Genomic DNA, 25,039 nt, shown 5'->3' on the forward strand with positions numbered 1-25,039 from the left:
GTTTGGACCCTTCACTCCGGGTACTGAGGCGGCGGCGTGCCGCGGCTCCCGACGACGCGGGGATACGTGGCGCCTGGCTCCCTCGGCACCGCGCCCAGGAACCGGACGTTGTGCCACCACTCGTCGCCGAAGTCGAAGAGGTACTGGAACTGCTGTCCCGGCTCGAACCCGAGCTCATCCAGTGTGACATCCAGCGTGCTCGGGAACTCCTCCGAGCCGGGGCTCCAATAGGCGTCTTTGCTCCGCCATCCCCGGCGATCCATGAAGAAGGCGTAGGCGTGGTCCCAGTCCCAGTCGAAAGCTGCCTGGATGGCGTCGTGGAGCTTGTCGAGGGGCTCGCCGGCGGGAAGCTCCACCACCCGCGAGACGCCGTATCCCGTCAGGGTGACGCGGAAACGGTAGACGCCAGCAGGGGCCTCCTCTATGGCAGCACTTGCCTTGCGGGCCCTGGCCTGGGTCAACTCCTGGGCGATCGGGACCCCGGGTTGCCCGGGCTTCACCCGCCACTGGACCCGCGTGCGGCCCGCACGCACCAGGGTGACCGCGCTCGTGTCTTCGTCCGACTTGAACAGGCAGGCGGGCCCGTAGGCGACCAGACCGAATCGGCCGGTCGGGGACGGAACGTCGGTTAGGAAGAGCAACTCGGGATCATGATAGGCCAGGTGCTCCAGAGGACTCGCGGGATACTCCCTGGACCAGGAGAGGTCGGGCAGGCTGTGGAGGATCGCCGCCGCGTAGGGCACGATCTCCTCCTCCTGGACGTACGCCCGCAGCACCTCGGCCCACTCCTCGTCCTGCCGGCGGATACGCTCGTCGTCCCGATCCTCCGCTGGCTCCACGTCGATGACCACCTCACCTGCACCAATGCGCAGGGTCACGACGATCGAATCGTCGGGGCGAAGGCGGGCTCCCGCTGGCGGCTGGAAACCGACCCATCCGGGGACGAGATCGTCATCGTCGGCCGGCTCCCGCCGACCGCGGGTCGCCCGCGTCTCGACGCCCTGAAGCGGCCTGGTCGAAGGCCCCACGAACCGGACGGGGGTATCCCTGTGGCCCTTTCGGTAGAACAGCATGAGATCGAGAACCGAGTCGAGGGGAATCGCCTGGTAGTGGAACATCCGGTCGGTCACCGGCAGGCGCAGCCGGATACCGTCCAGCACCGGCCAAGGTGGGACGAGCCGGTCCTTCCGCACGATCCACCGCAGGTGGAGTTGCTCCAGCGCCCTGTCCAGGGAGGAGCGGCTGGTGCGGCTGCTCCCACGGCGCTGCCGGATCTCCTCCAGCACCGAGTCGAGGGAGATTGGCGCGCTCTGCTCCAGCAGGAGATCGAGGAGGTCGTCTTGATACTCGCGGTAGCGCACGTTCGAGAAACCTCCTAATCTACGGGTCAGAAGGTCCGGGTCCACGCCCGGACTGAGACGGGGGCGCCGGCCGCCACCAGAGGGTCCTGCTGCACCACGGCCTCCGCCGCCTTGAGGCTTGAGGCGCGCAGCACGTACATGCCGCTCAGGTCGCCCAGGCGCAGGTTCGCGGCAGCGGTCTCCTGGGTGGAGGACGGGCCGGCCATCCACAGGGAGCCCCTCCGCCGGAGGGTCTGGAGGTACTCCACGTGGTGCTCCACGGTCTCTCGAACCACGTCGTCGTGCCGCCCGATGGCGACCACGAAGTGGGCCTGCTCCGTAGGCCACGGTGCCCCGGCGCGCTTGGCGGTGTCCAGCGAGCCGTAGTACCCTTCTTCCAAGAAGAAGATGGGCCTGAGGGCGAAGTACTGCTCGGGCGGGCCTCCCTCCAGGCAGGAGGCGTCGATGCTCCCCGCCACTATACGGCCGAAGATCAGCACCTCATCGCCGAACTCCTTCACGCTGTCGAGGACGCACTCCAGATGGGCACGGCACTCCTCGACCATGGGGGCGGCCACCTTCGCGGCGGGCTTCAGGGTGAGACCGGATTTCTCCAGTCGCTGGAGCCCATGATGGCGAGCCATCTCCCAGGCCCGGTCGGCCAGGGGTTCCCCGGGGATGTTGACGACGAACTCGCCGGTGGCGAGAACGTTGCGGTAGGTCGTGTGCTCCTTGTTGCACCCGAAGGCGAGAATCGGACCTGCGAAGGCAGCCATGGTGATCCAGCTCTTGGGTGCCACGTTGGGCTCGCCGTCCGAGTCGACGGTGGACACGAGGACGATCTGGCCGGGCAGCACGGAGGGGTGCCACGCATCCTTGTCCAACACCAACGGGACCTTCTCGGAAGTCATCCGAATCCTCCTTCCGAACACGCTGCTCATCAGAACCCGTCGCGACCGCCTTCGCCATGGGGTATCCCTTCGCCGCGGGTGCATGCTCGGGCAACAGGCCTAGGATCGCGGCCAACCCGGGCGTCTCTAAACGTCCGCCAGAAAGGACCTTGACCCCTACACTGGTGTCAGGCTCTATGATGAACAGGGAGACCTGCAAGGTCGGGAGGTGAGTGGCGTTGCTCATTGGTGAGCTGGCGCGGCGGACCGGAGCGAGTGTGCGGTCCCTCCGGCACTACGAACGGACGGGACTCATCCACTCGAGCCGGCGCGGCAATGGGTACCGTGAGTTCGACGAGGCTGCCGTGGAGCGTGTCAGGCACATCCGGGCCCTTCTCGGCATGGGCTTCAACCTTGACGGTATTCGCCCGCTGTCCCACTGCTTCGGCGGACCGGGGCCTGCCGGCGGGCCGTGCGAGACGGCCATCGCTCTGTACCGCCACAAGCTTGAAGCGGTCGACGCGCGCATCCGAGAGCTCCACGTGCTCCGGAAGCACCTCGTCGAGCAGGTCGACCGGTTGGAGGCCCGACGAGCGTGGCAGCGCACCGAGCGAACCCATGCAAGGAGGCGGAGGATGAGTGGCGCTGCAGATGCAGAAGACCTCTCGGGGGCTTGAGGGTAAGGTCGCCGTGGTGACGGGGGGAGGCTCCGGCATCGGGCGGGCGACGGCACTTCACTTCCACTCGGCAGGGGCAAAGGTCCTCGTTGCCGGCCGGCGTGCCGATGCGCTCGCGGAAACAGTGGCGGGTCGCCCTGACATGGCCTGGGTGACGGCCGACGTTCGGCGGGAGGACGATGCGGCCACGGTCATCGCGACAGCCCTCGAGCTTTGGGACCGGATCGACGTGCTGGTGAACAACGCGGGTGTCTTCAGCCGCGGCCCCTTGGAAGAGGTGACCACCGGGCTCGTACAGAAACTGTTCGAGACCAACGTGCTCGGGCCAACCCTCCTGGCAAAGGCCGCGGTGCCGCACCTCAAGGTCACCCGGGGTTCCATCGTGAACGTGTCCAGCACGTTCGGGCATAAGGCATCTCCCATGATCGGCCACTGCGCTGCCAGCAAGGCGGCCCTCGAGCATCTGACCCGCTGCTGGGCCCTGGAGCTTGCTCCTCACGGGGTGCGGGTCAACGCCGTGGCGCCGGGCCCCACGGAGCCCCCCGCACTCGCTGCCTCTGGTCTGCCACCGACGGTCACCGACACGATCAAGAACGAGGAGGCGAGGAAGGTCCCGCTGGGCCGCCGGGGTGAGCCCGACGATGTCGCCGCATGGATCGTCGCGCTCGCCAACCCCGGGTCCGCGTGGGTTACCGGGCAGGTTCTCTGCGTCGATGGCGGGTTGAGTGTCGCGTGAACCCGGGAGTGGGAGACTGTTCCGACTGGTGGTGCTTCCCAGGGGGTTCGCTGGTTGCCACGCTGAACCTTGGGAGCTGCTTTGCGAGACTAGTGGTCCGGATGGACCTCTCTCTAGGAGTCAGGAGCGTCGTCAGCCGTGCCCGCACGCCCGAGCGACTGATGGATGAGCGAGGCGCGGAGTTCGGCGAAGAACGCGCGAAGGGCACCGAAATCCTGCTCGTCGACGTCGAACTCCTCTCGCCGCAGGCGGTCCAGATGGCCGATCATGACGGCGAGAACGTGCGGGTCGAAGCCGGGATCCTTCTGACGTGCCCACGACATCATCGCATCGATCCCGAACCTGGCGGCCAGCACGTAGACGTCTACGAAGTCGCGAGCCTCCGCCCTGCCGAAGAGGGCGAGGAGCTTGTCCGCTGCCAGTTCCTCGACCTGCAGGACGCGACCGATGGGGGTCTCCCCGGGCTCCATGAGCCGGTAGTCGTAGCCGATGTCTACGAGAGCCTCTTCGCCCGCGGGCTCGCGAACACGGAGGCGTGCGAACGAAGGGGACGCGTGGATCACCTGGAAATCCAAGCCCACCTCGGCGAGGAGCTCGGCAAAGCGGTGGAAGACCGCCGGTACTTCCTCGACCACGGGCGTGAAGAAGTCGAGGTCCTGGGTCTGGCGCGAGACATCATTTCGGAAGACCAGCGCAGCACCGCCGGCCAGGGCAAAGTCCTGAGCCTCGGGCATGCTCAGGAAGAGACGTGCAAGGCGCTCCTGGAAGGGTGACAGCATCCCCTAAACACCGCCCCTTGGGGCCTCTGGATCGATGCCTCGCTTCAAGACGAAGTAGTCCCGCCATGCCGCACGCACGTTCGCGGGTAGCACGAGCTCCTTCCACATGGTGAGGAGCTGGCCGGGATCGATGTACGTTCGCACGTCCTCCGACCGGCCCTCGCGCAGCACGATCTCGTACACCCGACGCCTGTCGGCGGGGTCATCCAGGTCGTACTCCCTGGGTCCGCTCCACTTCAGGTGCAGGGGCAGCCTCACTCGCCCCGAGACGTGCGCCACCGTTTCTCACCTCCGGTGTTCCGCCGGAACCACGTGATCTCGACAGAACCGGCCTCGCGGCGTGCCGCCGAGCATCTGGGCCGAGTGTAGTATGGTGAGGCCACTCAGGTCAACGGGGGGGCTCTGCCTGTGCCGGTCGTGGATCCGTTCACGGCCCCCCCAGCCGATCCTCCAGGGATTCGTAGAACTTGCTCAGGACCCTCAACGATCGGGTGGCCACCGCCTTGGTCCCCAAGGCTTCGGCAGCCGGGGCGAGAGCGGCCGCGACGTCCCGTCGGTGGACCATGATGCGTCCCGGGATCGCGCGCGTTCGTTCCACAGTGGTGAAAAGGAAGTCCGTCATGTTGAAGACCTCGGTGGCAGCCGAAACCTCCGCGTTCAGGGCGAGGCCGTTGTCGCGATCGACACAAAGGGCCGCGAAGGCGTGCCGGGGCGGCGTCCCGCGCTCGCCCAACTGGATGGGCAGCGGCCAGAGGTCCATCTCCCAGGCTGTGGCCGCCTGCCTGAGATACTTCCGCAGCTTCTGCGCGCGGGCTTGGTCCACGGGGAAGTGTAGAGGGAGCGGTGCTCGAGGGGAGACCTGGGCCCACCCTCGGGTCCACCGGCCGTCGTCTTCGCCGCGCGGATCCTGACTGGATACACCCTTCGGGCCGTGCTGAGACCCAGCCGACGGGACACGGGCACGGCCGGGCGGTATCAGGGTCATGACCCTGTACGTGGCTGCCCCCGAGCCTGGGTCCTCCCGTTCCATCATCCACCGGTCCTGGGCGGCTGGCTGCTCCCGGGTCTCCTGAGCAAGGAACGTCGCCTGACGGAGAAGGGTCGTGAAGAGCCGCACCTGCTGCTCGTTCAGCCGTGTCGGGAAGTACCCGGGCTCCGCGGAGCGGAAGACAGGCCAGGCCTGCTTACCTCGGAACGAGAAACCCAGATCCCGGTAAAGCGCCCGTTCCTCAGGGCTCACCTCGTCGCGGGAGCCCAGGTCGAAGGAGAGATACCGGCCGCAGGCGATGCGAGCCTCGAACTCGATGGAGCTCAGCGGCTCCGCGCGACCCATCTGCATGTACGTCCAGAACCCCTCGGCTCCGGGGAAGGCGAGCAGGCCGAAGACCTCTCCGTTCCTCCCGAGAACGCTGCAGAAGAAGACCTCGCCCGACACCGGGTCCTGCACGCCGAAGGCGGGTGCATCCCAGAGCCACCGCCAGGGCGCGAGCTCGGCGAACTCCAGCGCTGCGTCCAAGAGCAGCCGCCAAAGGTCTGGATCTAGCTTGCCCTTGCTCGACGTCTTCGCCACCGGCCGTCCCTCCCTCCCGCCCTCCTACTCCAGCCTGCTGGGGAATCCCTTCCAGGTGGGGAGGGCGGGGGGAGGGGCACGTCACCCCGTGGATGCTACACCTCTCGGCGCCGCAGGGCTGCGTGGGCCAGGAACAGGGCCAGGCCGGTCCAGGCTACGGTCACCAGGGCGGCCCTCCAGAGGCCGGGCACCGGCTGGGCCAGGGCCACCTTGGCCAGGTCCGCCACATGGACGGGAAGCCAGCCCGCCAGGGCACGGCGGAAGAGCGGCACCAGGCTGAGCCCCATGGGCACCGCGATGGAGGCAGCCACCACGCCCATCTGGCTGCTCAGGAGCGAGCTGAAGACCAGGGTGGAGCCCAGGATGAAGAGGCCGTACAGGCTGAAGGAGAGGGCCGCGACCAGCACCGCCCCCCACGCGAGGGGGCCGAAGAGCATCTGGGTGTAGTACGCCGCGGCCACGGTGCCGAGGACCACGGAGCCCACCACCACCAGCCCGAGCACCGCCCACTTGGCCAGGAGGTACCGGGCCCTGGAGTAGCCCAGGGTGAGGACCACCGCCGCCTGGCCCAGCTCGATTTCCCGGGAAACGGCGCCCATGGCCGCGAGGATGATGAAGAGCACCCCGAGCTGCCGGTACTGGTCGAAGACCTGGCCCAGGATCGCCGGCGGCGGGAGCGGCGGGATCTCGATGACCGCGCCCTCGGGCAGCCCGGACATCTGCAGGATCTGGGGCATGAAGTGGGTCGCGAGCGGCTGGCTCACGCCGAAGAAGACGAGGGCCAGCAGCAGGAAGAGCAGCTTGTGGGTGCGCAGGGCGTCGAGCCACTCCTTGCGCAGAAGGGCACCCAGGTTCACCGGCCGTTCACCACCCGGAGGAAGACGTCTTCCAACGAAGCCTTGCTCTTGGCGAACCGGAGCACCGAGACCCGGGGGAGGGAGGCCAGGGTCCGCATCGCCTCGGGTGCCTCTTCGTCGCCGGTGAGGGCCAGCACCAGGGTGGGGCCCTCCACCCAGGAGCCCTGGACCCACGGCTGCTCCGAGAAGACGGCCTGCACCCGCTCCAGCTCCCCGTCCGTCCCCGCCAGCTCCACCTCGTAGCGGGCGGGAACCTCCCGGCGGAGCTCAGGCATCGTACGCTGCAGCAGCGCCCGCCCGTCCCGCATGATGACCACCTCGTCGCAGACCCGCTCGGCGTCGTCGAGGATGTGGGTGGACATGATCACGCAGCGCTCCCGCTTGATCTCGCCGATGAGGTTCAGCACCTCGTGGCGGCCCACCGGGTCCAGGGACGAGACCGGCTCGTCCAGCACCACCAGGTCCGGCTCGTGAAGCAGGGCGGCGGCTAGGCCCAGCCGTTGCCTCATGCCGCCCGAGAAGCCGCCCACCCGCCGGCGGCCCGCACCCTCCAGACCCACCTGCCGGAGCCAGCGGGGCACGGCCTCCTTCAGCTCGCCGGACGGCATTCCCACGGCGGCACCCACGAACTCCAGGTACTCGCGCCCGGTCATCCACCCGAAGAGCCCCGGCTGCTGGGGGAGGTATCCGATGCGGCGCGCCCGGCTGGTGATGGCGCCGCCGTCGATGCGGGTGAGCCCCAGGAGGCTCTTGAGGGCCGTGGTCTTGCCGGCCCCATTGGGCCCCAGGAGGCCGAGGCAGCCCGAGGAGGGCACCCCGAAGCTCAGCCCGTCCAGCGCCCGGACCTCCCCGTACCGCTTCTCCACCTCCTGAAACTCGACCAGCGCCTCCCGCGTCACGCCGACTCCACCTTTCCCCAGAGCAGGTAGCCCAGCGGCCCCAGGGTGCTCACCAGCAGGATCACCAGCGCCCAGACCCACCGGGTGTGCCAGCGCACCGCGCGGGGCTCCTGTTTCGCGAGGTCCTGCAGGGCGTAGGCCTTGAGCAGCAGTTCCACCACCACCAGCGGCCAGAGGAGCCTCAGGATCTCCATGCCGTGCCCTCCTTCGGGGTGGGACGCAACCCGGAACGCCCCAGCCTTCACATGCCTCCATACGGATCAACGCATCCGGGGCCCGGGCGTTCGGGTGGATCGATCGATCTTGGGCCTGGTGACGGCGGATCAGGCGTGCCGGGAGCCCAGGAGGTCGCCCCGCGGGACAACCTCCAACCGCGTCATCATCCCGCCAGGGAATTCCCCCTCGTTGGTGGCGTGGTACAGGTCGCGGTCGAAGATGTAGTACTCCCCCGGCGCCCGAGCCGTCAGGATGACGTCACAGGTCTGTCCGGGCGCCAGGGTCAGCGTATGCTTCTCATAGGTCGCGTCCAGGGCCGGCGTCCTCAGGGGGTAGCCGTCCTCGGCCACCACCCGGACCGACAGGCCGCCGAAATGCAGCGCATGAGGATAGAAGGCCGTGTTGACGCAGCGCAGCAGGACGCGCTGCCCGGTCGTGGCGGTGACGCGCGCGCCCAGGGGCTGGCTCGAATCGTTGTCGGGCGCCAACGTGTCGGGGAAGGCCCGCCCGTTGATCATCCACCCATCGGGCGCGTAATCGAGCGGGTCGTGAGGCAGGCCGGAGGCGACAGCGTGGTGCAGCCGACTGTCCACCTCCCCGAGCACCAGCACGCGCTCCACGTCGTATTCCGAACCGGTGCCGGTCCCATAGGCCGTCCAGGTGGCCGGGTCGACCGGGTCGAGCCCCGCCGGCCGCACGATCAGCACGCCGGCGAGCCCCATCTGCACCTGCCGCTCCGGGTGGGTGCCGCTCTCATACCGGTACGTGCCCGGACGCGCCGCCTGGAACGCGTAGGCCACCGAATCCTGGGGTTCCGCGTGGGCCGTGAAGGATACCCACCGGTCGCCGGCGTCCTCCTCCGACCGGGGAACGAGGGGCTGGCCGGGAAAGATCATCGATACCGGCTCCGCCAGAGTGTTGTGGAGAACCACCTGCAGGGTGTCCCCCGCGGTCACGTCCAGGGTCGGGCCGGGGATCATGGACGGACAGGAGTCCATGGCGTACCCCCACACCGGGATGGACACCGGACCACCCGCGCCGGGCATCGCGATGGTCCCGGCCTTGGCCCAGATGTGCTTGATCACCGTCGCAGGCACGTCGTTTCTCTCCTCAGTCTGATGGTCAACTACGCCAGCACCCCAGCGTCCGGCCCCAGGGTGCCGGCGGGGTAGACGGCGATGAACGTCATGATCCCGCCGGGGTGCTCACCCCAGTTGGTCATCTGAAACTCGGAATGGGAGTGCAGGATGATGTAATGCTCCCTGATCCGGTTGAAGGAGGTGACGCCCACGGGGAGATCCCCCTTGTGGCCCAGGTAGGCGCTCCCGCTCCAGTAGGTCCAGCCGTCGGCGCCGATCACCAGGTTGCGCAGGTTGGGTAGGACCGTCGGGATCGGGTTGGCTGGGGTGAACTCCAGGCCGGTCCATTCGAAGATCATGTCGCAGGTCTCGCCGGCGCCCGCCCGCACCGTGAACCGCTTGTAGGACAGGTCGGACGCGCCGTTCCGCAGGAGGTGGCCGTCCAGGGCCACCAGGCGGGTGTGGTTCCCGTGGGGGTGGATCGGGTGGCCGTCGACCCCCGCGCCGGCGTACCGCAGCAGCACCCGCTCCCCGGGCTCCATCTCGATCAGCGTCCCGTAGGGCTGGTTGGGCAACTGAGGAACCCGATCCGGGGCCAGGGTGTCCGGGGCGCAGCGCCCGTTGAGGGTCCAGTAACGAGGACGGCGGGCTTTGACGTCATGCGGCAGCCCCAGCCGGACCGCCCGGTGGAATTCGGGATCCATCTCCCCGAAGATCATCAGGTACTCGCGGTCGTACTCCGTACCGGTTCCCGCTCCGTACGCCGTCCGGTTGGTCGCCGGGTCATAGTCGGCCGGATGGACGACGATGGCGCCGTACAGCCCCATGGGCACCTGCCGGTGGGGATCGGTCCCGCTCTCGTAAAGGTACGTTCCGGGACGGGCGGCGACGAACCGATAGGTGATCGTCTGGCCGGGCAAAGCCGCGGGCATGAAGGAGACCCGTCTGCCTCCCGCGTCCTGGGGCCGAGCCGGCTCCCAACCCCCGTCTCCCAGGACCATGACCTCCTCTTGACCCGGGAACCGGAGGGAGACCGGTTCCGCGAGCCGGTTGGTCAGGTTGACGACCACCTCGTCCCCCTGGTCGATGACCAGGGTCGGACCGGGCAACTGGGCCGGAACGTCCGGTGCACCCGCGAAACCCCACACATAGAGGCTGTTGCCGTCAGGAATGCTGACAAAGCCGTCCGTGGCCCACAGGTCCACGGTGCGCACCTGGGTCGTGATCGCTTCTTCCGTCATGCCCATGCCCCCCTGCCGTTCGCCGCGTCCAGCGCTACGACCGTGAGAGTAGCCCATCTACGGCATGCCGCGTCCTCGCCCTCTAGCGGTTCGGCTCCCGCTGGGGCTGCAGGGTGCCGTGGCGATGCACCTGGACCGTGGCGATCATGCCCCCGGGGGCAGCCCCGGCGTTGACGTTCTTGTGATAGCCACGGTTGTAGAACGGGTATTGCCCCGGGGCCGGGGCCGTGAAGAGGGCGTCGACCGTCTGGCCGGGGCTGATGGGCACCACGTTCCGCCAGGCCGCCAGATCCTCCCCGCCCAGGCCACGCAACCTCTGGGCATCGAGACCCACGATCCGGACGGGGATCCCCAGAATCTCCATGGCGTGCTCCTCATACCCCAGGTTGATGAACCGCAGCAGCACCCGTTCCCCCACGTTGGCCCGGATGCAGGTCCGCCAGGGCTGCTGGGGCAACTGCTGGCTTTCACCCTCGACGGTGTCGGGATAGGCTCGGCCGTTGAGCAGCCAATACTTGGGCCGGTAGTCGGTCCAGTCGTACTCCTGCACGTTGGCGACCAGGTCGTGGCCGACCGGGTCCAGCTCCATGAGGAATACCACGTATTCCCGGTCGTACTCGGTCGACGGGTCGTCATAGGCGAACTTCCGGCCGGCGTAGGCCGGGTCCCGCTCCAGGGCGGGCCGGACGATGACGGGCCCCACCATCCCCATCTGGATGTGCTCGGCCGGTTCAAAGTGGCAGTGGTACATGTAGGTCCCAGGGTCTTGGGGCTTGAAGTAGTAGGTGAAGTCCCGACCCACCGGAACCGAGATCGAGACCTCGGGCACACCGTCGTACAGGGGGATCTGGTTCGGGAACCCGTGCCAGTGGATGGTGTGGGAGTCATCCAGGTCCGGCCTTTGGGGGAGCCCCAGGTTGGTCAGGGTCAGGTAGATGTCGTCCCCCTCGCCGGCGTCGACCAGGGGCCCCGGGAGTTCGGCCTTGCCCCGGTCGGACCAGATCCTCTTCTCAGGGACGCCGGTGATCTCGACGAAGCCGAAGATGTAGTGGCTGGACCCGTCGGGCATCCGGACCCATCCGTCGGTGGCGCCGAGCCGCAAGTCCTTTCGCATGTCACCCCTCCTCAAAGGACCTCGTCCGCGCCCGGGTCCACGGCGGCGCCCTGGGGCCGGGCGTCTCCGTCGATGTCCCGCGAGGGCGCGTCGTAGCGCACACCGTCGACGGTGAACGCCGCCACGCCCCGGTCCACGACGGGTGACGGCGGCGTCAGGTGGTAGTCGCCCTGCCATTCGGGTGTCACGGTGACGATCCGGACAACCCTGAAGTCCGGCTCCCGCCGGAAGGCCACAGCGCTGAGGACGGTGTCGTACTCCTGAACGAAGCCGGGCGGGTTGGCGCCATCGTACACGATGTTCCCGATGCCGCTCCCGTACGGCGCGGACAGGTAGCAGTGGTTCGGCGTCACCTGCCGTGGCGCCGCCGTCCCGAAGACCTCCAGGTCGATGACCGTGCCGTCCGGTGCCAGTTGGCCCGCGACCGGGTCGAAGTGATAGGCCCGGTTGTCCCAGAAGAGGTTGTTGAAGAGAACCGGGTCGCTGAAGTCCGGGGCGCCCGGGGGCAGGGAGGCCTGGAAGGGCGCGCTGTGGCCCTCGCTGACCAGGCCGGCACCGTGGGGGAGGCCGTCGCTGTCCTCGGCCGTGGCCGTGGAGGCGTTCTTGGCGATGGTGTTGTTGAAGATTGCCACGTCGGAGGCGTCGTCGAGGGCGATGCCTCCACCCAGGTCCGTGGCCACGTTGTTGACGATCAGGTTGTTGTAGATCCGGACCGGGTGGGTTCCCGCCCGGAGGAGGCGGACGCCGCCGCCGTCGTCGTTGGACAGGTTGCCCTGGATCAGGTTGGCGTGGATCTCCACCGCCCCGGACCCGGCCGAGAGCGTCGCCGGCGGCAGGGGCTGCTCGCCGCCGATCAGGATGCCTCCCCCCTCGTCGAAGGCCGCGTTGAAGAGGATACGGTTGTGGTGAATGCGCCCGCCGGGGCTGAGCCCCAGGTGGGAGATCCCGCCCCCGTACTCGGCCGAGTAGTTGCCGCCGATGTCGTTGTAGGCGATCTCGTAGTCGTCGGCGCCGTTGAAGAGGCCGATGGCGCCGGCCAGGCTGATGCCGCCGTTGTTCAGGACGCGGTTGTGGTGGATGCGGATGTTCTCGTTGTGGTTGGTGCCGGCGTACGGCCTGCCCACGGTGATGGCCCCACCGAAGCCGCCGCCGTTGTATTGGATCACGTTGTTGCTGATCTCCAGGTGCCGGGCGAAGGCGTTGATGAGGATGCCCCCGCCCTCCTCGCCCCGGGCGCCGGTGAGGGTCAGACCGTCGATCTGGGCGTTGAACCGGCCACGCCGGCGGAAACGCCCATCCTTGGCGAGGACGGTGATCACCTGGCCCCGGGGGATCTCCTGGGGCCCGTCGAAGTCGATACCGGCCAGCTTGGCCTCCCGCGCCTGCTGTTGGTTGGCGAAGAAGCGGCCGTCGACGACGGTCCGCTTCCAGCCCATGCCCTGCAGCTTGACGTTCTTGTAGAGGATCGGGTTCTCGTAATAGGTGCCAGGCTGGATCACGATCAGGTCGCCGTCCCGGGCGCCGTCGATGGCCGCCTGGATCGTGGAGGTCGCCGTGGCGGTGATCACCCGCGGGTTGTACCCCCGGCCGAGGACGTGGAAGGTGATCCCCGTCGGGCTGACCTGTCCGTTGGCGGCGGTGACCAGGAGTTGGGCCGGGCCCGCGGGGAAGGTCGCCGGCACCGTGGCCTGGATCCGGGTATCGGTCCAGGAGGAGATGGGGATCGGCACGCCGTTCAGGGTGACCCGTCCCGTCCCGGCGCCGAAGCCGGTGCCGGTGAGGGTGACCGTACGGGAGGCTCGCCGCGTGACGTACACCGGGTCGACCAGGTGGACCTGGGGCGTCCCGGCAGGGAGGTCGATGACGGGCGGCTGGCTGAACTGGGCGCCGGGGAAGGCGACGAAGGCGGTGATCGGGAAGAGGGCCACGTCGGCGTAGGTGGTCTTGCCCGGCCAGACGTCGAAGACCAGCTTCAGGCTCTGATAGTTCGGGTTGTAGTTCGGGTTCGGGTCGTCGGGATCGCCCGGATCGTTGCCGATGACCTGGACCATGGCCGGGGCGACACCCGAGGGCGTCGGCACGTTCCGGGTGTAGGTGGACGGCAGCAGGACCTCGAAGATCCCGTTGGCGTCCGAGTGGACCGTGGTGAGCAGCTTCCCGGTGAAGTCGCGGATGCCGACCGGCGTGTTGGGGATGCCGCGCTTTTCCCCGTAGTAGATGAAGTTCGGATCAGTCTCGATGTTGACGTCGTCCAGGAGGAACCCGACGATCCGGCCGGGCACCGGGACGTCGGTGAAGAGGAAGAAGTCGGCCGCGGCGTTCTGCCCGGACTCGAGGGTGACGACCTTCCGGTCGCGGGCGGCGCCCAGGTACGGCGGCGGCATCAAGAGGGCCCGGAAGACGTCGCCCTCCGCCGTGTTTTCGGTCCCCTCCGCCAGGACTCGGTAGCCGGGCGGCGGGACCACCTCCACCACGTAGGTGCCGGGGTCCAACCCCAGGAAGGCGTAGCCGCCGTCGAAGAGGCCCTCCCGGACCTGGTTCGAGTTGTTGGGCACCTCCAGGCAAAGGGGATCGGCGGTCCCGTCCGGCCGCGGGCAGTCCGCCGGGTGCCGCCAGGCGTCGGTCTGGACCGAGTCCACCGGGGTGAGGCTACCGTCCGGCTCCTGACGGTAGAGGTTGACGGTGACGTTGGGGATGCCCGGCTCGTAATCCTCGACGGCGGCCATCCGAGGATCGGTCTCGTTACGCATGACGGCGTAGTAGACCACGCCGGTGATCCCGCCGTTGGTCACGTCGTCGGCCGTCCCGGCGATCCCGTCGGGACCGAGCAGGGGGTACCGCTTCATCCCCCAGTCGACCCGGTTGACCTTGGCGGCCCAGGTCAGCTCGGCCACCAGCAGGGCGGCCAGGCCGGCGCCGGGAACGGGCAGCGACGGCCGGGGCGGGCTCACGTTGGCGTCGGGCGCGGCGACGGCGCCGGTGACGCCGAACCGGGTGAAGCCCAGTTCGGCGACGGCGAAGCGCTCCAACTCGAAGACCTCGTCCAGGGAGAAGCTCCCGTCGGGGTCGGTCACGGTTCCGTACTGGACGCTGCCGTCCTTGAAGCGGGTCCCGACCGCGACGAAGGGGATGCCCGCCTCCCCGGGGTCCCGGACGCCGTTCTCGTTGGTGTCGTGGAAGACGGTTCCCTTGATCCAGCCAAACCACCGGGGGATGCCGACGTCTCCCATGGCCACCGTCTCGCCGGCGGCCACCTGCACCGTGCGGAAGGAGATGATGTAGTCCAGGGGTTCGTCCCAGATGGCCATCTGGTAGAGGCCCGGCGGCACGTTTTCGATGGTGAAGGTGCCGTCGGGGTTGCCCCGCCCCAGGTAGACCTGCTCATCGGTGTTGCCGATGTCGGTGAGGGCGATCCAGGGGCGGTCCACCGGCTCGCCCAGGACGATGGGGTTCACCGGCGGCGTGAATTCGACGACGGTCCGGACGCTCCCGGTGATCGTCCCGGTCAGCACGCCGGGCGCCGGGACCGGGAATTCCATCGGACGGACGAAACCGAACCAGACCAGCGGCACGCGGAAGCCCTCCCGCGGGCTGTAGCCGTCGTTCCCCTCCTCGATCCAGGCGTCGATGACGTGGGTGCCTTCGATGGTCGTCGTCTGCACCCAGTCGGTGCCGTCGGGCGGGATGGCCTGGACGCCGTACTTGCCGGGTGGCAGGTTGTCGATGAGGGCCTCGCCGTTGGCGTCGGTCAGGATCAACCCGCCGGTGTCGGGGACCGGGACGGGGTTGCCGTCGGGATCCAGGACCACGTTGCCGTCGCGGTCGCGCCGGTACTGGGTCCCCAGGGGGTTTCCGAAGGAGTCGACGGTCACCTCGCCGACCGCGTCCTGGATCACGATGCGGAAGCCGGGCAGGCCGGACTCCAGCGGGATGTCGTCCTCGCCGTTGACCGGGTGGTTGTCGTGGAAGACCCGGACGCGGATCTTGGAAAGCGGCAGCGGGTGCGGGTGGAGTTCGACCCTGACGGTCGTGTCGACGCCGGTGAGGGCAACCCAGTTCCCGCCCATCTTGTGCCCAGGCGCCAGGACGGAGACCAGGTAGTGGCCGGGTGGCAGGTCCACCGTGGGACAGGTGGCATCCCCGGTGGCCACCACCGGGCTGTGGCTGGCCCCCGGCCGCAGGGAGGGCCAGTTCGCCGGGTCGGAAGCGAAGGGGTCTCCTACGTTGTCCTCGTTGACGACGAACCTGAAATCGGTGACAGCGGCGCCTGTCTTCACCTGCACCACGTCGATGGTCAGCAGGGCCATGATCCAACCCCCCGGCGCATTCCTCCCCTGCCACCCGCGACCGAGAGAAGAGCAGGATCGACAGCAGCCTATGGCTCGTCTCGGGAATATGTGACAGCCTATCCTACCGCTTGAGGGTCGGGGGCTTTAGAGACCGCCACCCGGCAATCGTCCCCGACCACGAGCCGCACTCATGGCGCCCCCAACCGCTCCTCCCTGGAGTCGTAGAACTCCCTCGGGATCTCCAGGGAGGTGGTGGCCACGGCGTACTCCTCCAGGAATCCCAGGCCGCCGAAGAGCTCCATGGCGAGCCGCGCGCGCTCGGCAGCGTGGTCCGCGGTGCGCCGGGCAGCGCGCGGGCCTCACGGGCTCACGCGAGGCGAGGCCCATCCGAAGAGGCGCCCCAGTCCCTGCTGCACCGCGGGCCCCAGCCCCAGGACCATCACAGCCCCCGCCAACGCGGTGACCAGCTGCGGTCCCTGCATCATGCCTGCCACAGGCGCCGGCACCGTCACCAGGTGCGTGGCGGCGTAGCCCAGGAAGGCGGCCTTCAGGGCCGCTGCCACGCCGGCGCCCAGCCAGGAGGCCCAGCGCCAACCGAAGCGCCGGCCGGCACGGTGAAAGCCCCAGAAGACCAGCACCAGCAGCGCGTTCCCCGCAGCAATGAAGGGCACCATGGGTGCCGCGGGCGGCGGGATGATGCCCCGTGCCAGCGCGACCACCGGGGTGAGCACCCCCACCGAGGCGCCGTAGAGGGGCGGTGAGGTGAGGGCGGCGGCGAGCAAGACCGCGTTCACCACCGTCCCAGTGATCAGCTGGGGCCATCCCAGCAGCTGGACGGCCACAGCCAGCACCAGCAGCAGGGCGCTGCGGAGCAGGTGGTAGCTGTTCGCCGCCAGCGCGTGGCCGGCTTCCGCCGAGATCGAGCGACCTTCCATTGCCGATCCCTCCATTTCAACGATGGTTCCGCCAGAAACACCGTTCAGTTGTGCTGCGGCGAGGTATGGCCGTTCCTCACGGCCGCCCCCTGCTCCCCCTCGGCCTGCCCTTCGTCTGGAGCGCCCACACCGCCGGTGCGGGCCGCCGGATCCCCGTCCCCGCCCAGCAGCAGCTCGTTCAAGGGGAGGGGCGTGTAGCTGGTGTGGAGCAGGTGGTGCGCCTCCACGGAGCCGGGCTCACCCAGCAGGTCCCGGTAGACCCGCTGGATCGTCTCGTTCTCGTGGGAGGTGTGGGCGGGCTTCCTCGAGTCGATGGCATCGAGCCCCGCGCCCCGCCGCTGGACCCGCTCCAAGGGCGTGTGCCTGGGCTGGCCGCCGCCGTCGATGCAGCCGCCGGGGCAGGCCATCACCTCCACGAAGTCGTAGGAGCGGTACTCGCCGGTCTCCAGCAGCCTGCGGGCGCCCTTGAGGCCGCTCACCACCGCACAGCGCACTTGCGTGCCGTTCAGGTCGAACTCGACGGCGCGCAGGTCGTCCCAGCCCCGTACCAGGTGGAACTCGGGGCGGGCGGCGGTCTGGCCGGTGGCCAGGTGGTAGGCCTCCCGCAGGGCCGCCTCGGCCACGCCGCCGCTGGCGCCGAAGATGGCCGCCGCCCCCGTGGACTCGCCCAGCGGGTCGTCGAAGGGCTTGGGCGGCAGGGCGCCGGGGTCCACGCCCGCCTGGCGCAGCAGCCGGGAGAGCTCCCGGGTGGTGAGGACGATGTCCACGTCGGAGCGCCCGTCCGTACCCAGCTCCGGGCGGGTGGCCTCGTACTTCTTGGCGGTGCACGGCATGATGGAGACCACCGTGACCCGCTCGGGATCCACGCCGGCCAGGCGCGGGTAGTAGCGCCGCAGGAGCGACCCCATCATCCCCTGGGGGGAGCGGCAACTCGAAAGGTGGTGGACCTGGTCCGGGAAGTGGAGCTCCACGAAACGGACCCACGCCGGGCAGCAGGAGGTGAAGAGAGGGAGCTCCTTGCCGGAGCCCAGCCGGGCCAGGAGCTCATGGGTCTCCTCCATGATGGTGAGGTCCGCGCCGAACTGGGTGTCGAAGACGGCGTGGAACCCCACCGCCTTCAGCGCGCTCACCAGGCGGCCGGAGACGTCTGCGGGTATCCCCGAGCCATCCGGCTCCCGCCCCCGCGCCCAGGCTTCGCCCACGCTCACCCGCACGGCGGGGGCGATCTGGGCCACCACCACCCGCGTGGGGTCCTCCAGCGCCTCCCAGACCCGGCTGACGTCGTCCTTCTCGGTGAGGGCGCCGGTGGGGCAGACGAGGGTGCACTGGCCGCAGTAGGTGCAGCCGCTCTTCGCCCAGTCCAGACCGAAGGGTGGCGAGACCTGCATCCGCATCCCGCGGCGCACGAGGCCGATGGCCTCCACGCCCTGAACCTCGCTGCAGGTGCGCACGCACCGCTGGCAGAGGAGGCACTTCTGGGGGTCGTAGGCGATGGACGGACTGCTGGGGTCCGGAGGGAGGGGACGGAGGTCCGTCTCGTAGTCCCTGGAGCGGACGCCGTACTGCCGGGCCAGGGCCTGGAGGTCGCAGTCGTCGGACCGCTGGCAGAAGAGGCAGTCGTTGGGGTGCCCGGCCAGCATGAGCTGCAGCACGGCCCGGCGGGCCTCGAGCACCCGCGGGGAGTGGGTGAGGACCTCCATCCCCTCCCGCACCCGGGTGGCGCAGGAGGCCTGGAGGCGGCGGTCGCCCGCGAGCTCCACCAGGCAGAGGCGGCAGGCGCCGATGCCCGGCAGCCCTTCCAGGTAACAGAGGCTGGGTACGGGAAAGCCGCTGGAGCGCAGGACCTCCAGGAGGTTCGCGCCCGCCGGGGCCTCCACGGGGTGCCCGTTCACCCGGATACGGGCCGTGGCGGGCGCTGCTCCGGCGGCTCCGCTTCCGCTTGCGTGGGTCCCTGCATTGGCTGGCATGGCTCCCATGGCCAGACCCCCTAGGCCGCCGTGACGGCGGCGAAGTTGCAGATCCTGAGGCAGAGCCCGCACCGCTGGCAGAGCTCAGCGTCGATGTGGTACGGTTGGCCCTTCTCGCCGCCGATGGCGCCCTGGGGGCACGAGCGGGCGCAGAGCCCGCAGCCGGTGCAGAGGGCCGGGTCGATGGCGTAGGCCAGCAGGTCCGTGCACTGGCCGGCCGGGCACCGGTGCTCGAGCACGTGGGCCCGGTACTCGTCGGGAAAGTAGCGCAGGGTGCTCAGGACCGGGTTGGGCGCCGTCTGCCCCAGCCCGCACAGCGACGCCTCGCGCACGCTGCGGGCCAGGGCCTCCACCTTCCGGAGCACGGCCTCTCCGTCTTCTTCGGCCTCGCTTGCCGTGCCCGGCGCGTGCCGGCGGGTCATCTGCTCCAACATGCCGCAGAGGCGGTCCACCCCCACCCGGCAGGGGGTGCACTGGCCGCACGACTCCTCGCGGCAGAAGTTCAGGAAGAAACGGGCCACGTCCACCATGCAGTTGGTCTCGTCCATGACCACCATGCCGCCGGAGCCCATGATGACGCCCGCCTCCACCAGCGACTCGTAGTCCACCGGCGTGTCGAGCTGCTCCTGGGGCAGGCAGCCGCCGGAAGGGCCGCCCATCTGGACCGCCTTGAAGCGGCGCCCATCCGCCACCCCGCCGCCGATCTCCTCGATGATCCGCCGCACGGGCATGCCCATGGGGACCTCGATGAGGCCGGGCCAGCTCACCTTGCCGCTGACGGCGAAGACCTTGGTGCCCTTGCTGGTCTCGGTGCCGATGGAGGCGAACCAGCGGCCGCCCCGGACGACGATGTCCGGCACGTTGGCGTAGGTCTCCACGTTGTTGATGTTGGTGGGCCGCCCGAACACACCCTGCTCGGCCGGGTAGGGCGGCCGGGGCCTAGGCATGCCGCGCCGGCCCTCGATGGAGGCGATGAGGGCTGTCTCCTCGCCGCAGACGAAGGCGCCCGCCCCGATCTTCAGCTCGATGTCGAAGGAGAAGCCGCTGCCCAGGATGTCCTCTCCCAGGTAGCCGTGCTCCCGGGCGAGGGCGACGGCCTTCTCGAGCCTGCGGACGGCCAGGGGGTACTCGGCCCGCACGTAGACGAACCCTCGGCTCGCGCCCACGGCGTAGGCCCCGAGGGTCATGCCCTCCAGCACCCGGAAGGGGTCGCCTTCCAGCACGCTCCGGTCCATGAAGGCGCCGGGGTCCCCCTCGTCGGCGTTGCAGACCATGTACTTCTCCTCGCCCGGGCTCCGGCGGGCCAGGGCCCACTTGCGCCCCGTGGGGAAACCGGCGCCGCCCCGGCCCCGCAGGCCCGACACGGTGACCTCTTCGATGACCTGCTCGGGCGTGAGCTCCAAGAGCGCCCGGCGCAGGCCCCGGTAGCCGCCCCGGCCCAGGTACTCCTCCAGGGACTCGGGGTCGATGAGGCCGCAGTTCTGGAGGACGATGCGCGTCTGGTGCCGCATCATCGGATGCTCGCTGAGCAACGGCAACCGCCCGGGGAAGGCAGGCTCGTCGGGGCCGGGCTGGATGAGGGCCTGAAGCGGGGCCTCAGGGGCGGAATCGGGCGAGCCCGGGGCATCGCCAGGCAGCGTCTCCTCCACGACGCCCAGCAGGAGGTCGCCGGGCACGACACCGTGGTCCACGTACTCGTGCAGGATCCGCCTCAGGTTCCGCTCGTCGCACGGTCCGAAGGAGAGGCGGAGCCCACCGGGTAGACGAACGTCGACGATCGGCTCCCAGTGGCACATGCCGATGCACCCGACCTGCTTGACGGTCGCCTCCTGCCCGCGGGCGGCCAGCTCCTGCTTCAGGAGTGCCATCACCCGGTCGGCACCCGCGGCGATCCCGCACGTGCCCGAGCCCACATAGAACTGGGGCAGCGCGACCTGCGGCCGGCGGGTCGCGTCCGTGGGACGAAGGGAGGCGGCCTGGCGCGCGGCGGTAGCCACGGCTACTTCCTCCTCCGGTAGCGGGCCAGGATGCGGGGAACCTGCCGGGAGGTGACCCGTCCGAAAACCTCGCCGTCGATGACGACGGCCGGCGACATGCTGCACGCACCCAGGCAGGCCACGGTCTCCAGGCTGAAGAGCCCGTCGGGCGTGGTCTCGCCCGGCTGGATGCCCAGCTCGGACTGGACCCGCTCCAACAGCCCCTGGGCGCCCTGGACGTGGCAGGCCGTTCCCTGGCAGATGCGGATGGTGTGCTGCCCGGGCGGGGTGAGCTTGAAGAAGTTGTAGAAGCTCGCCACCCCGTAGGCCTGGGCGACGGAGATGCCCGCCTCCCCGGCGCAGCGCACCACCTCGGGGCGGGGAAGGTAGCCGTGCTGCTCCTGGACCTGCTGCAGGAGAACGATGATGGAGGACCGGCCCGCTGCAGGAGTGTCTCGCCCGGGTTCCGCCCGGCGAACGGGGAGGGGGACCACCTTCAGGTCCGGCGGGGCCGGAGAGGCGGTGGCTGCGCCGTTCGCCCGCGCGCTGTCCGTCCGCAGCGCAGCCCGGTCCGCGGCCCCCGGAGTGGTGGTTGTCCCCGGAGAAGCGGGCACAGGGCGGCGTGCGGCATCAACGGTCTCTAGGCCCTCCAGGGGAAGGCTGGGAACGGATTCGAACCCCATCCGGGACCCTCCTGCCTGCAACCAGCGGGACCAAGATGATCCCGCTGGGGAATTTGTGATCCATATCACAATACCATCTTACGGTGAGACGGTGCGGAATGCAAGGGGGAGATCGGGGGCGCGCGTCATCCGTGGCGGTCATCGGGGGGTGGTGATCCACCCGTTCGCCCTTCCACCCCCTAAAGGTCCCACCCCATGCACGACGAAGCTGAAAGACGAGGACCGGGCACGCGGGCGATGGGATCAGCTGGGCGGGTTGGTTCTTCCGGCTGCAGCAGGGCCGGGCGCACTTCGTACCATACCGGCGTTCCCGCCCAGCACACCCCGCGACGGTGTCCGGCATCCTCGCCTCTCGATGGGGGCGCGGCGTTGGTAACGGCCCCGCTGCCGAAGGAAGGACGCGTGAAGGAGCCCCATCCAGTGCGGGCCCGGAGACGTGGCGCCCCTCTGGTGCGGGTGGGGAGTTGCGGTGCCATGCAGCCCCAGATGCCCGTGGGCAGCCTGGCGGTGGCCGTGGCGGCCGTCCGGGAGGATGGAGCCAGCCGCATGCACGCGCCCGAAGGCTACCCCGCCAGGTGTGGCTCCGAGAGGCGTGAGGTCGAAGGCATCCGAGGAGGTGCACGTGGAGTGGCCGTTGGATCGAAAGGCAGTCCGTGGGCTCTGCGGTTCACGACGCTCACCGTCGTCCTCATCCCTGTGGCCGTCGGCATCAACTATGTGGGGAAGCTCTTCGCGGCGGCGTTGAAGCTTCCGCTCTGGCTGGACTCCATCGGCACGGTGCTCGCCGGGATGCTGGCCGGTCCGTGGGTGGGCGCCATCTCGGGCGCGGTGAACAACGCCATCTTCGGCATCACGGCGGACCCCATCTCCTTCTGGTACCTGATCACCAGCATCGCCATCGGCCTGGTGGTGGGCTACCTGGCCTTCACCGGCTGGATCTCGAGCTTCGGCCGGGCGGTGGTGCTGGGCCTCATCGTGGGTGCGGTGGCGGCGGTGGTCTCGACGCCGATCAACGTCATCCTCTGGGAGGGGCAGACGGGCAACGTCTGGGGCGACGCTCTCTACACGGCCCTGGTGGGGAGCGGCTGGCCGATCTGGCTCGCCTCCTTCCTGGACGAGGTCGTGGTCGACATCCCGGACAAGCTCGCCACCGTCATCGTCTCGTTCCTGATCTTCAAGGCGTTGCCCGAGCGGCTGGTGGGTCTCTTCGGCGGCGCCCGCGGCGAGGTGGCGTCGCTCTGATCCACGGAGGGGCGGTCTCCATTCGGACCCGTGGCAGGTGACGAAGGGTGCGCGTGAGCCTCTACGCCCCCGGCGACACGTGGGTGCACCGGCTGGACCCCATCACCAAGCTGCTCATGGCCGGGGTGGGGATCGTCCTCACCTTCCTCCTGCCGAGCCTGCAGGGGGGCGCGGCGCTGCTCGCGGTCCTGTTGCTGGTGCTGGGTACGGCAGGCGTCCTCCACCGGGCGGTGCCCGTGTACGTGGGCGTGGCGGTCATCGGCGTGACCTTCGTCGTGGTGCAGGGCCTGGTGAATCCGGCGAACGTGCACCCGCTGGCGAGGCTGGGGCCCGTGGTCCTCTACCGTGAGGGCCTGCTGGTGGGCCTCCGCCTTGCCCTTCGCCTCTACGACATCCTCTCGGCCACGCTGATCCTGGTGCTGGTGACCAACCCCTCCGACCTGGTGGAGTCCCTGGTGCGGCGGGGGGCGTCGCCCCGCTTCGGGTACGTGATGATGGCCGTCCTCCAGATCATCCCCACCATGGTGGCCAGCACCGCGACCATCACGGACGCGCAGCGCTCCCGGGGGATGGAGACCGAGGGGCGCCTCTGGGTACGGCTGCGGGCCTTCGTGCCTCTGATGGGACCTCTGGTGACGGGCTCCCTCATCGCCACCGAGGAGCGGGCCCTGGCCCTGGAGGTGCGGGGCTTCGCGGGGAACCGCCGGCCCACCTTCCTGAAGGAGGAGCGCATGCCCGGGTATGCGGCGGCCGTCCGGCTCCTCAGCCTGGCGGTGCTGCTGCTGGGCGTCGCGGGGCGGTGGCTCCTGGGATGGTGAGGCAGGGGGTGGCGGCTCATGCCGGTCGTTGAGGTGGAGGGCCTCCGCTACCGGTACCCACGCCGGGAGGATCTGGCCCTGGACGGGATCTCCTTCACGGTGGAGCCCGGCGAGTTCGTGGGCCTGGTGGGGCCCAACCGGGCGGGGAAGTCCACCCTCTGCCAGGCGCTGGTGGGACTCGTGCCCCACTTTTACAAGGGCGCCATCGGCGGCCGTGTGACAGTGGCCGGAATCGACGTCCACCGGAGCACCGTGGCCGAGGTGAGCCGCCGGGCGGGGCTCGTCTTCCAGAACCCCTTCACCCAGATCACGGGCGCCAAGCTCACCGTGTACGAGGAGGTCGCCTTCGGGCTCGAGTATGCCGGCGTGCCCCGGGAAGAGATGGTGCGCCGGATCGAGGCATCGCTACGTCTGCTGGGCCTGGAGGCGGTGCGGGACCAGAGCCCCTTCGCCCTCTCGGGCGGGCAGATGCAGCGGCTGGCCATCGCCTCGGTGCTGGCCATGGAGCCCCAGGTGCTGGTGCTGGACGAGCCCACCTCCCAGCTGGACCCGGCCGGGAGCCGCGAGGTCTTCGAGGCGGTGGTCTCCCTCTGCGATCGCGGCATGGCGGTGGTGATGGCCGAGCACAAGGTGGACCGGCTGGCCGCACGGGCGGACCGCATCCTGGTGCTCCACCGGGGTAGGGTGGTGGCCTACGACACGCCCCGAGCCGTCTTTGCCCGGGACGACGTGGCCGCCCTGGAAGTGGCCGTGCCCCCCGTCACCGAAGCGGCCCGGGCCCTGGGCTGGCGGCTGCCGGACGGCGCGTACCCCGTTACCCTGGAGGAGGCCGTGGCCGTGGGCCGCGAGAGGATGGGAGAGGCCGGATGAGCGTGCTCATCGAGGTCCGGGATCTCCGCTTCCACTACACGCCCGGCGTGCCCGTGCTCAAGGGGATCACACTGGATCTGCGCCCGGGCGCCACCGCCATCGTGGGTCAGAACGGGGCGGGGAAGTCCACCTTCGTGCGGCTGCTCAACGGGCTGCTGAAGCCCGTGGAGGGGGAGGTGCGGGTGGGCGGGGTGAGCACCCGGGAGACCACCGTCGCCACCCTGGCCCGCACCGTGGGCCTGGTCTTCCAGAACCCTTCGGACCAGCTCTTCAAGAGCCGGGTGCTGGACGAGGTCATGTTCGGGCCGCTCAACCTGGGCGTGACTGCCGACGAGGCCCGGGTACGGGCCCGGGAAGCCCTGGCCGAGGTGGGGCTCGAGGGCGTCGAAGGGCGCAACCCCTACGACCTGGGGCTCGCTGAGCGGAAGCTGGTGACGGTGGCCGGCGTGCTCTCCATGGGCACGCCGGTGGTGATCCTGGACGAGCCCACCATCGCCCAGGACCGGGCCGGGGTCCGGCAGCTCGGCGCCATCGTGGAGCGGCTGCGGAGGGCGGGCCGAACGGTCCTCACCATCACCCACGACATGGACTTCGTGGCCCGCCACTTCCATCGGGTCCTGGTCTTCCAGGAGGGCCGGGTGCTGGCCGATGGCACCGCTGGAGAGGTCTTCGGCCAGCCCGAGCTGCTGAGCGCCGCGGGTCTGGAGGCCCCGCAGATCACCCGGCTGGGCCGGGAGCTGGGCCTGGCCGAGACGGTGCTGACCAGCGAGGCGTTCGTCGATAGGGTACGGTCCGCGACCCGCTTCTGGGGATGAAGCCTGCTTCACCTGCCGCTCATGTTCGGTTCATCTGCGGGTGCTA

At 69.5% G+C, this 25,039-nt stretch carries 22 protein-coding genes; 6 read left to right on the top strand and 16 right to left on the bottom strand.

Going from position 1 to position 25,039, the window contains the following annotated elements; translation table 11 throughout:
* Positions 1 to 11: 11 nt before the first annotated feature.
* Complete coding sequence (locus tag LIP_RS04040; RefSeq protein ID WP_068134688.1) at positions 12 to 1,361, bottom strand: plasmid pRiA4b ORF-3 family protein; 1,350 nt, start codon at positions 1,359 to 1,361, stop codon at positions 12 to 14.
* Positions 1,362 to 1,387: 26 nt separating this feature from the next.
* Positions 1,388 to 2,251, bottom strand: a complete 864-nt coding sequence (locus LIP_RS04045) for a flavin reductase (protein ID WP_068134692.1) — start codon at positions 2,249 to 2,251, stop codon at positions 1,388 to 1,390.
* Positions 2,252 to 2,469: 218 nt separating this feature from the next.
* Between LIP_RS04045 and LIP_RS04050 the strand changes: the two genes are divergently transcribed.
* Both LIP_RS04050 and LIP_RS04055 read left to right on the top strand, forming a co-directional pair.
* On the top strand, positions 2,470 to 2,907 hold the full coding sequence (locus tag LIP_RS04050; RefSeq protein ID WP_068134695.1) for a MerR family transcriptional regulator: 438 nt from the start codon (positions 2,470 to 2,472) through the stop codon (positions 2,905 to 2,907).
* Entirely contained in the window at positions 2,882 to 3,643 is a 762-nt protein-coding gene (locus LIP_RS04055) for an SDR family NAD(P)-dependent oxidoreductase (RefSeq protein ID WP_068141489.1), read from the top strand. Before LIP_RS04050 ends, LIP_RS04055 begins: the two co-directional genes overlap by 26 nt.
* A 113-nt stretch (positions 3,644 to 3,756) precedes the next feature.
* Here the strand turns inward: LIP_RS04055 and LIP_RS04060 are convergent, their stop codons facing one another.
* From LIP_RS04060 to LIP_RS04125, 14 genes are all read right to left on the bottom strand, one after another.
* Entirely contained in the window at positions 3,757 to 4,422 is a 666-nt protein-coding gene (locus LIP_RS04060) for a nucleotidyl transferase AbiEii/AbiGii toxin family protein (protein WP_068134698.1), read from the bottom strand.
* Positions 4,423 to 4,425: 3 nt separating this feature from the next.
* The gene (locus LIP_RS04065) at positions 4,426 to 4,701 is read right to left on the bottom strand and encodes a hypothetical protein (RefSeq protein WP_068134701.1); all 276 of its coding nucleotides are present in this window, start codon (positions 4,699 to 4,701) and stop codon (positions 4,426 to 4,428) included.
* Between the two features lie 148 nt (positions 4,702 to 4,849).
* Positions 4,850 to 5,992 carry a DUF7309 domain-containing protein gene (locus LIP_RS04070; RefSeq protein ID WP_068134704.1) on the bottom strand — a complete coding sequence of 381 codons (1,143 nt, stop codon included), beginning with the start codon at positions 5,990 to 5,992 and terminating at the stop codon, positions 4,850 to 4,852.
* A 95-nt stretch (positions 5,993 to 6,087) separates the two neighbouring features.
* Positions 6,088 to 6,849 carry an ABC transporter permease gene (locus LIP_RS04075; protein ID WP_068134709.1) on the bottom strand — a complete coding sequence of 254 codons (762 nt, stop codon included), beginning with the start codon at positions 6,847 to 6,849 and terminating at the stop codon, positions 6,088 to 6,090.
* Positions 6,846 to 7,748: an ABC transporter ATP-binding protein gene (locus tag LIP_RS04080; RefSeq protein ID WP_068134711.1), complete on the bottom strand. Its 903-nt coding sequence runs from the start codon at positions 7,746 to 7,748 to the stop codon at positions 6,846 to 6,848. Before LIP_RS04080 ends, LIP_RS04075 begins: the two co-directional genes overlap by 4 nt.
* The gene (locus LIP_RS18825; protein WP_068134715.1) at positions 7,745 to 7,942 is read right to left on the bottom strand and encodes a PLDc N-terminal domain-containing protein; all 198 of its coding nucleotides are present in this window, start codon (positions 7,940 to 7,942) and stop codon (positions 7,745 to 7,747) included. Before LIP_RS18825 ends, LIP_RS04080 begins: the two co-directional genes overlap by 4 nt.
* A 129-nt stretch (positions 7,943 to 8,071) precedes the next feature.
* Entirely contained in the window at positions 8,072 to 9,061 is a 990-nt protein-coding gene (locus LIP_RS04090) for a multicopper oxidase domain-containing protein (protein WP_068134717.1), read from the bottom strand.
* A gap of 29 nt (positions 9,062 to 9,090) precedes the next feature.
* On the bottom strand, positions 9,091 to 10,284 hold the full coding sequence (locus tag LIP_RS04095) for a multicopper oxidase domain-containing protein (protein ID WP_068134721.1): 1,194 nt from the start codon (positions 10,282 to 10,284) through the stop codon (positions 9,091 to 9,093).
* Between the two features lie 82 nt (positions 10,285 to 10,366).
* Positions 10,367 to 11,398 carry a multicopper oxidase domain-containing protein gene (locus tag LIP_RS04100; RefSeq protein ID WP_068134725.1) on the bottom strand — a complete coding sequence of 344 codons (1,032 nt, stop codon included), beginning with the start codon at positions 11,396 to 11,398 and terminating at the stop codon, positions 10,367 to 10,369.
* Positions 11,399 to 11,409: 11 nt separating this feature from the next.
* On the bottom strand, positions 11,410 to 15,705 hold the full coding sequence (locus tag LIP_RS04105) for an IPT/TIG domain-containing protein (RefSeq protein WP_068134727.1): 4,296 nt from the start codon (positions 15,703 to 15,705) through the stop codon (positions 11,410 to 11,412).
* A gap of 341 nt (positions 15,706 to 16,046) precedes the next feature.
* Positions 16,047 to 16,622: a hypothetical protein gene (locus LIP_RS04110; RefSeq protein ID WP_068134731.1), complete on the bottom strand. Its 576-nt coding sequence runs from the start codon at positions 16,620 to 16,622 to the stop codon at positions 16,047 to 16,049.
* A 44-nt stretch (positions 16,623 to 16,666) separates the two neighbouring features.
* Entirely contained in the window at positions 16,667 to 18,598 is a 1,932-nt protein-coding gene (locus LIP_RS04115) for a 2Fe-2S iron-sulfur cluster binding domain-containing protein (protein WP_198409706.1), read from the bottom strand.
* Between the two features lie 11 nt (positions 18,599 to 18,609).
* Positions 18,610 to 20,457 carry an NADH-ubiquinone oxidoreductase-F iron-sulfur binding region domain-containing protein gene (locus LIP_RS19960; protein WP_068141491.1) on the bottom strand — a complete coding sequence of 616 codons (1,848 nt, stop codon included), beginning with the start codon at positions 20,455 to 20,457 and terminating at the stop codon, positions 18,610 to 18,612.
* A 131-nt stretch (positions 20,458 to 20,588) separates the two neighbouring features.
* Positions 20,589 to 21,248: an NADH-quinone oxidoreductase subunit NuoE family protein gene (locus LIP_RS04125; RefSeq protein WP_068134734.1), complete on the bottom strand. Its 660-nt coding sequence runs from the start codon at positions 21,246 to 21,248 to the stop codon at positions 20,589 to 20,591.
* A 474-nt stretch (positions 21,249 to 21,722) separates the two neighbouring features.
* Between LIP_RS04125 and LIP_RS04130 the strand changes: the two genes are divergently transcribed.
* Genes LIP_RS04130 through LIP_RS04145 form a run of 4 tightly spaced genes read left to right on the top strand, consistent with a single transcriptional unit; the run spans position 21,723 to position 24,993 of the window.
* On the top strand, positions 21,723 to 22,490 hold the full coding sequence (locus LIP_RS04130; RefSeq protein WP_231699339.1) for an ECF transporter S component: 768 nt from the start codon (positions 21,723 to 21,725) through the stop codon (positions 22,488 to 22,490).
* A gap of 53 nt (positions 22,491 to 22,543) precedes the next feature.
* Positions 22,544 to 23,308 (top strand): energy-coupling factor transporter transmembrane component T family protein, encoded by a 765-nt coding sequence (locus LIP_RS04135; protein ID WP_198409708.1) that lies wholly within the window; start codon positions 22,544 to 22,546, stop codon positions 23,306 to 23,308.
* Positions 23,309 to 23,326: 18 nt separating this feature from the next.
* Entirely contained in the window at positions 23,327 to 24,178 is an 852-nt protein-coding gene (locus tag LIP_RS04140) for an energy-coupling factor ABC transporter ATP-binding protein (protein ID WP_068134736.1), read from the top strand.
* Entirely contained in the window at positions 24,175 to 24,993 is an 819-nt protein-coding gene (locus LIP_RS04145) for an energy-coupling factor ABC transporter ATP-binding protein (protein ID WP_068134738.1), read from the top strand. Before LIP_RS04140 ends, LIP_RS04145 begins: the two co-directional genes overlap by 4 nt.
* The last annotated feature ends 46 nt before the right edge of the window (positions 24,994 to 25,039 follow it).

This window comes from Limnochorda pilosa, assembly GCF_001544015.1.
Lineage (GTDB): Bacteria > Bacillota > Limnochordia > Limnochordales > Limnochordaceae > Limnochorda > Limnochorda pilosa.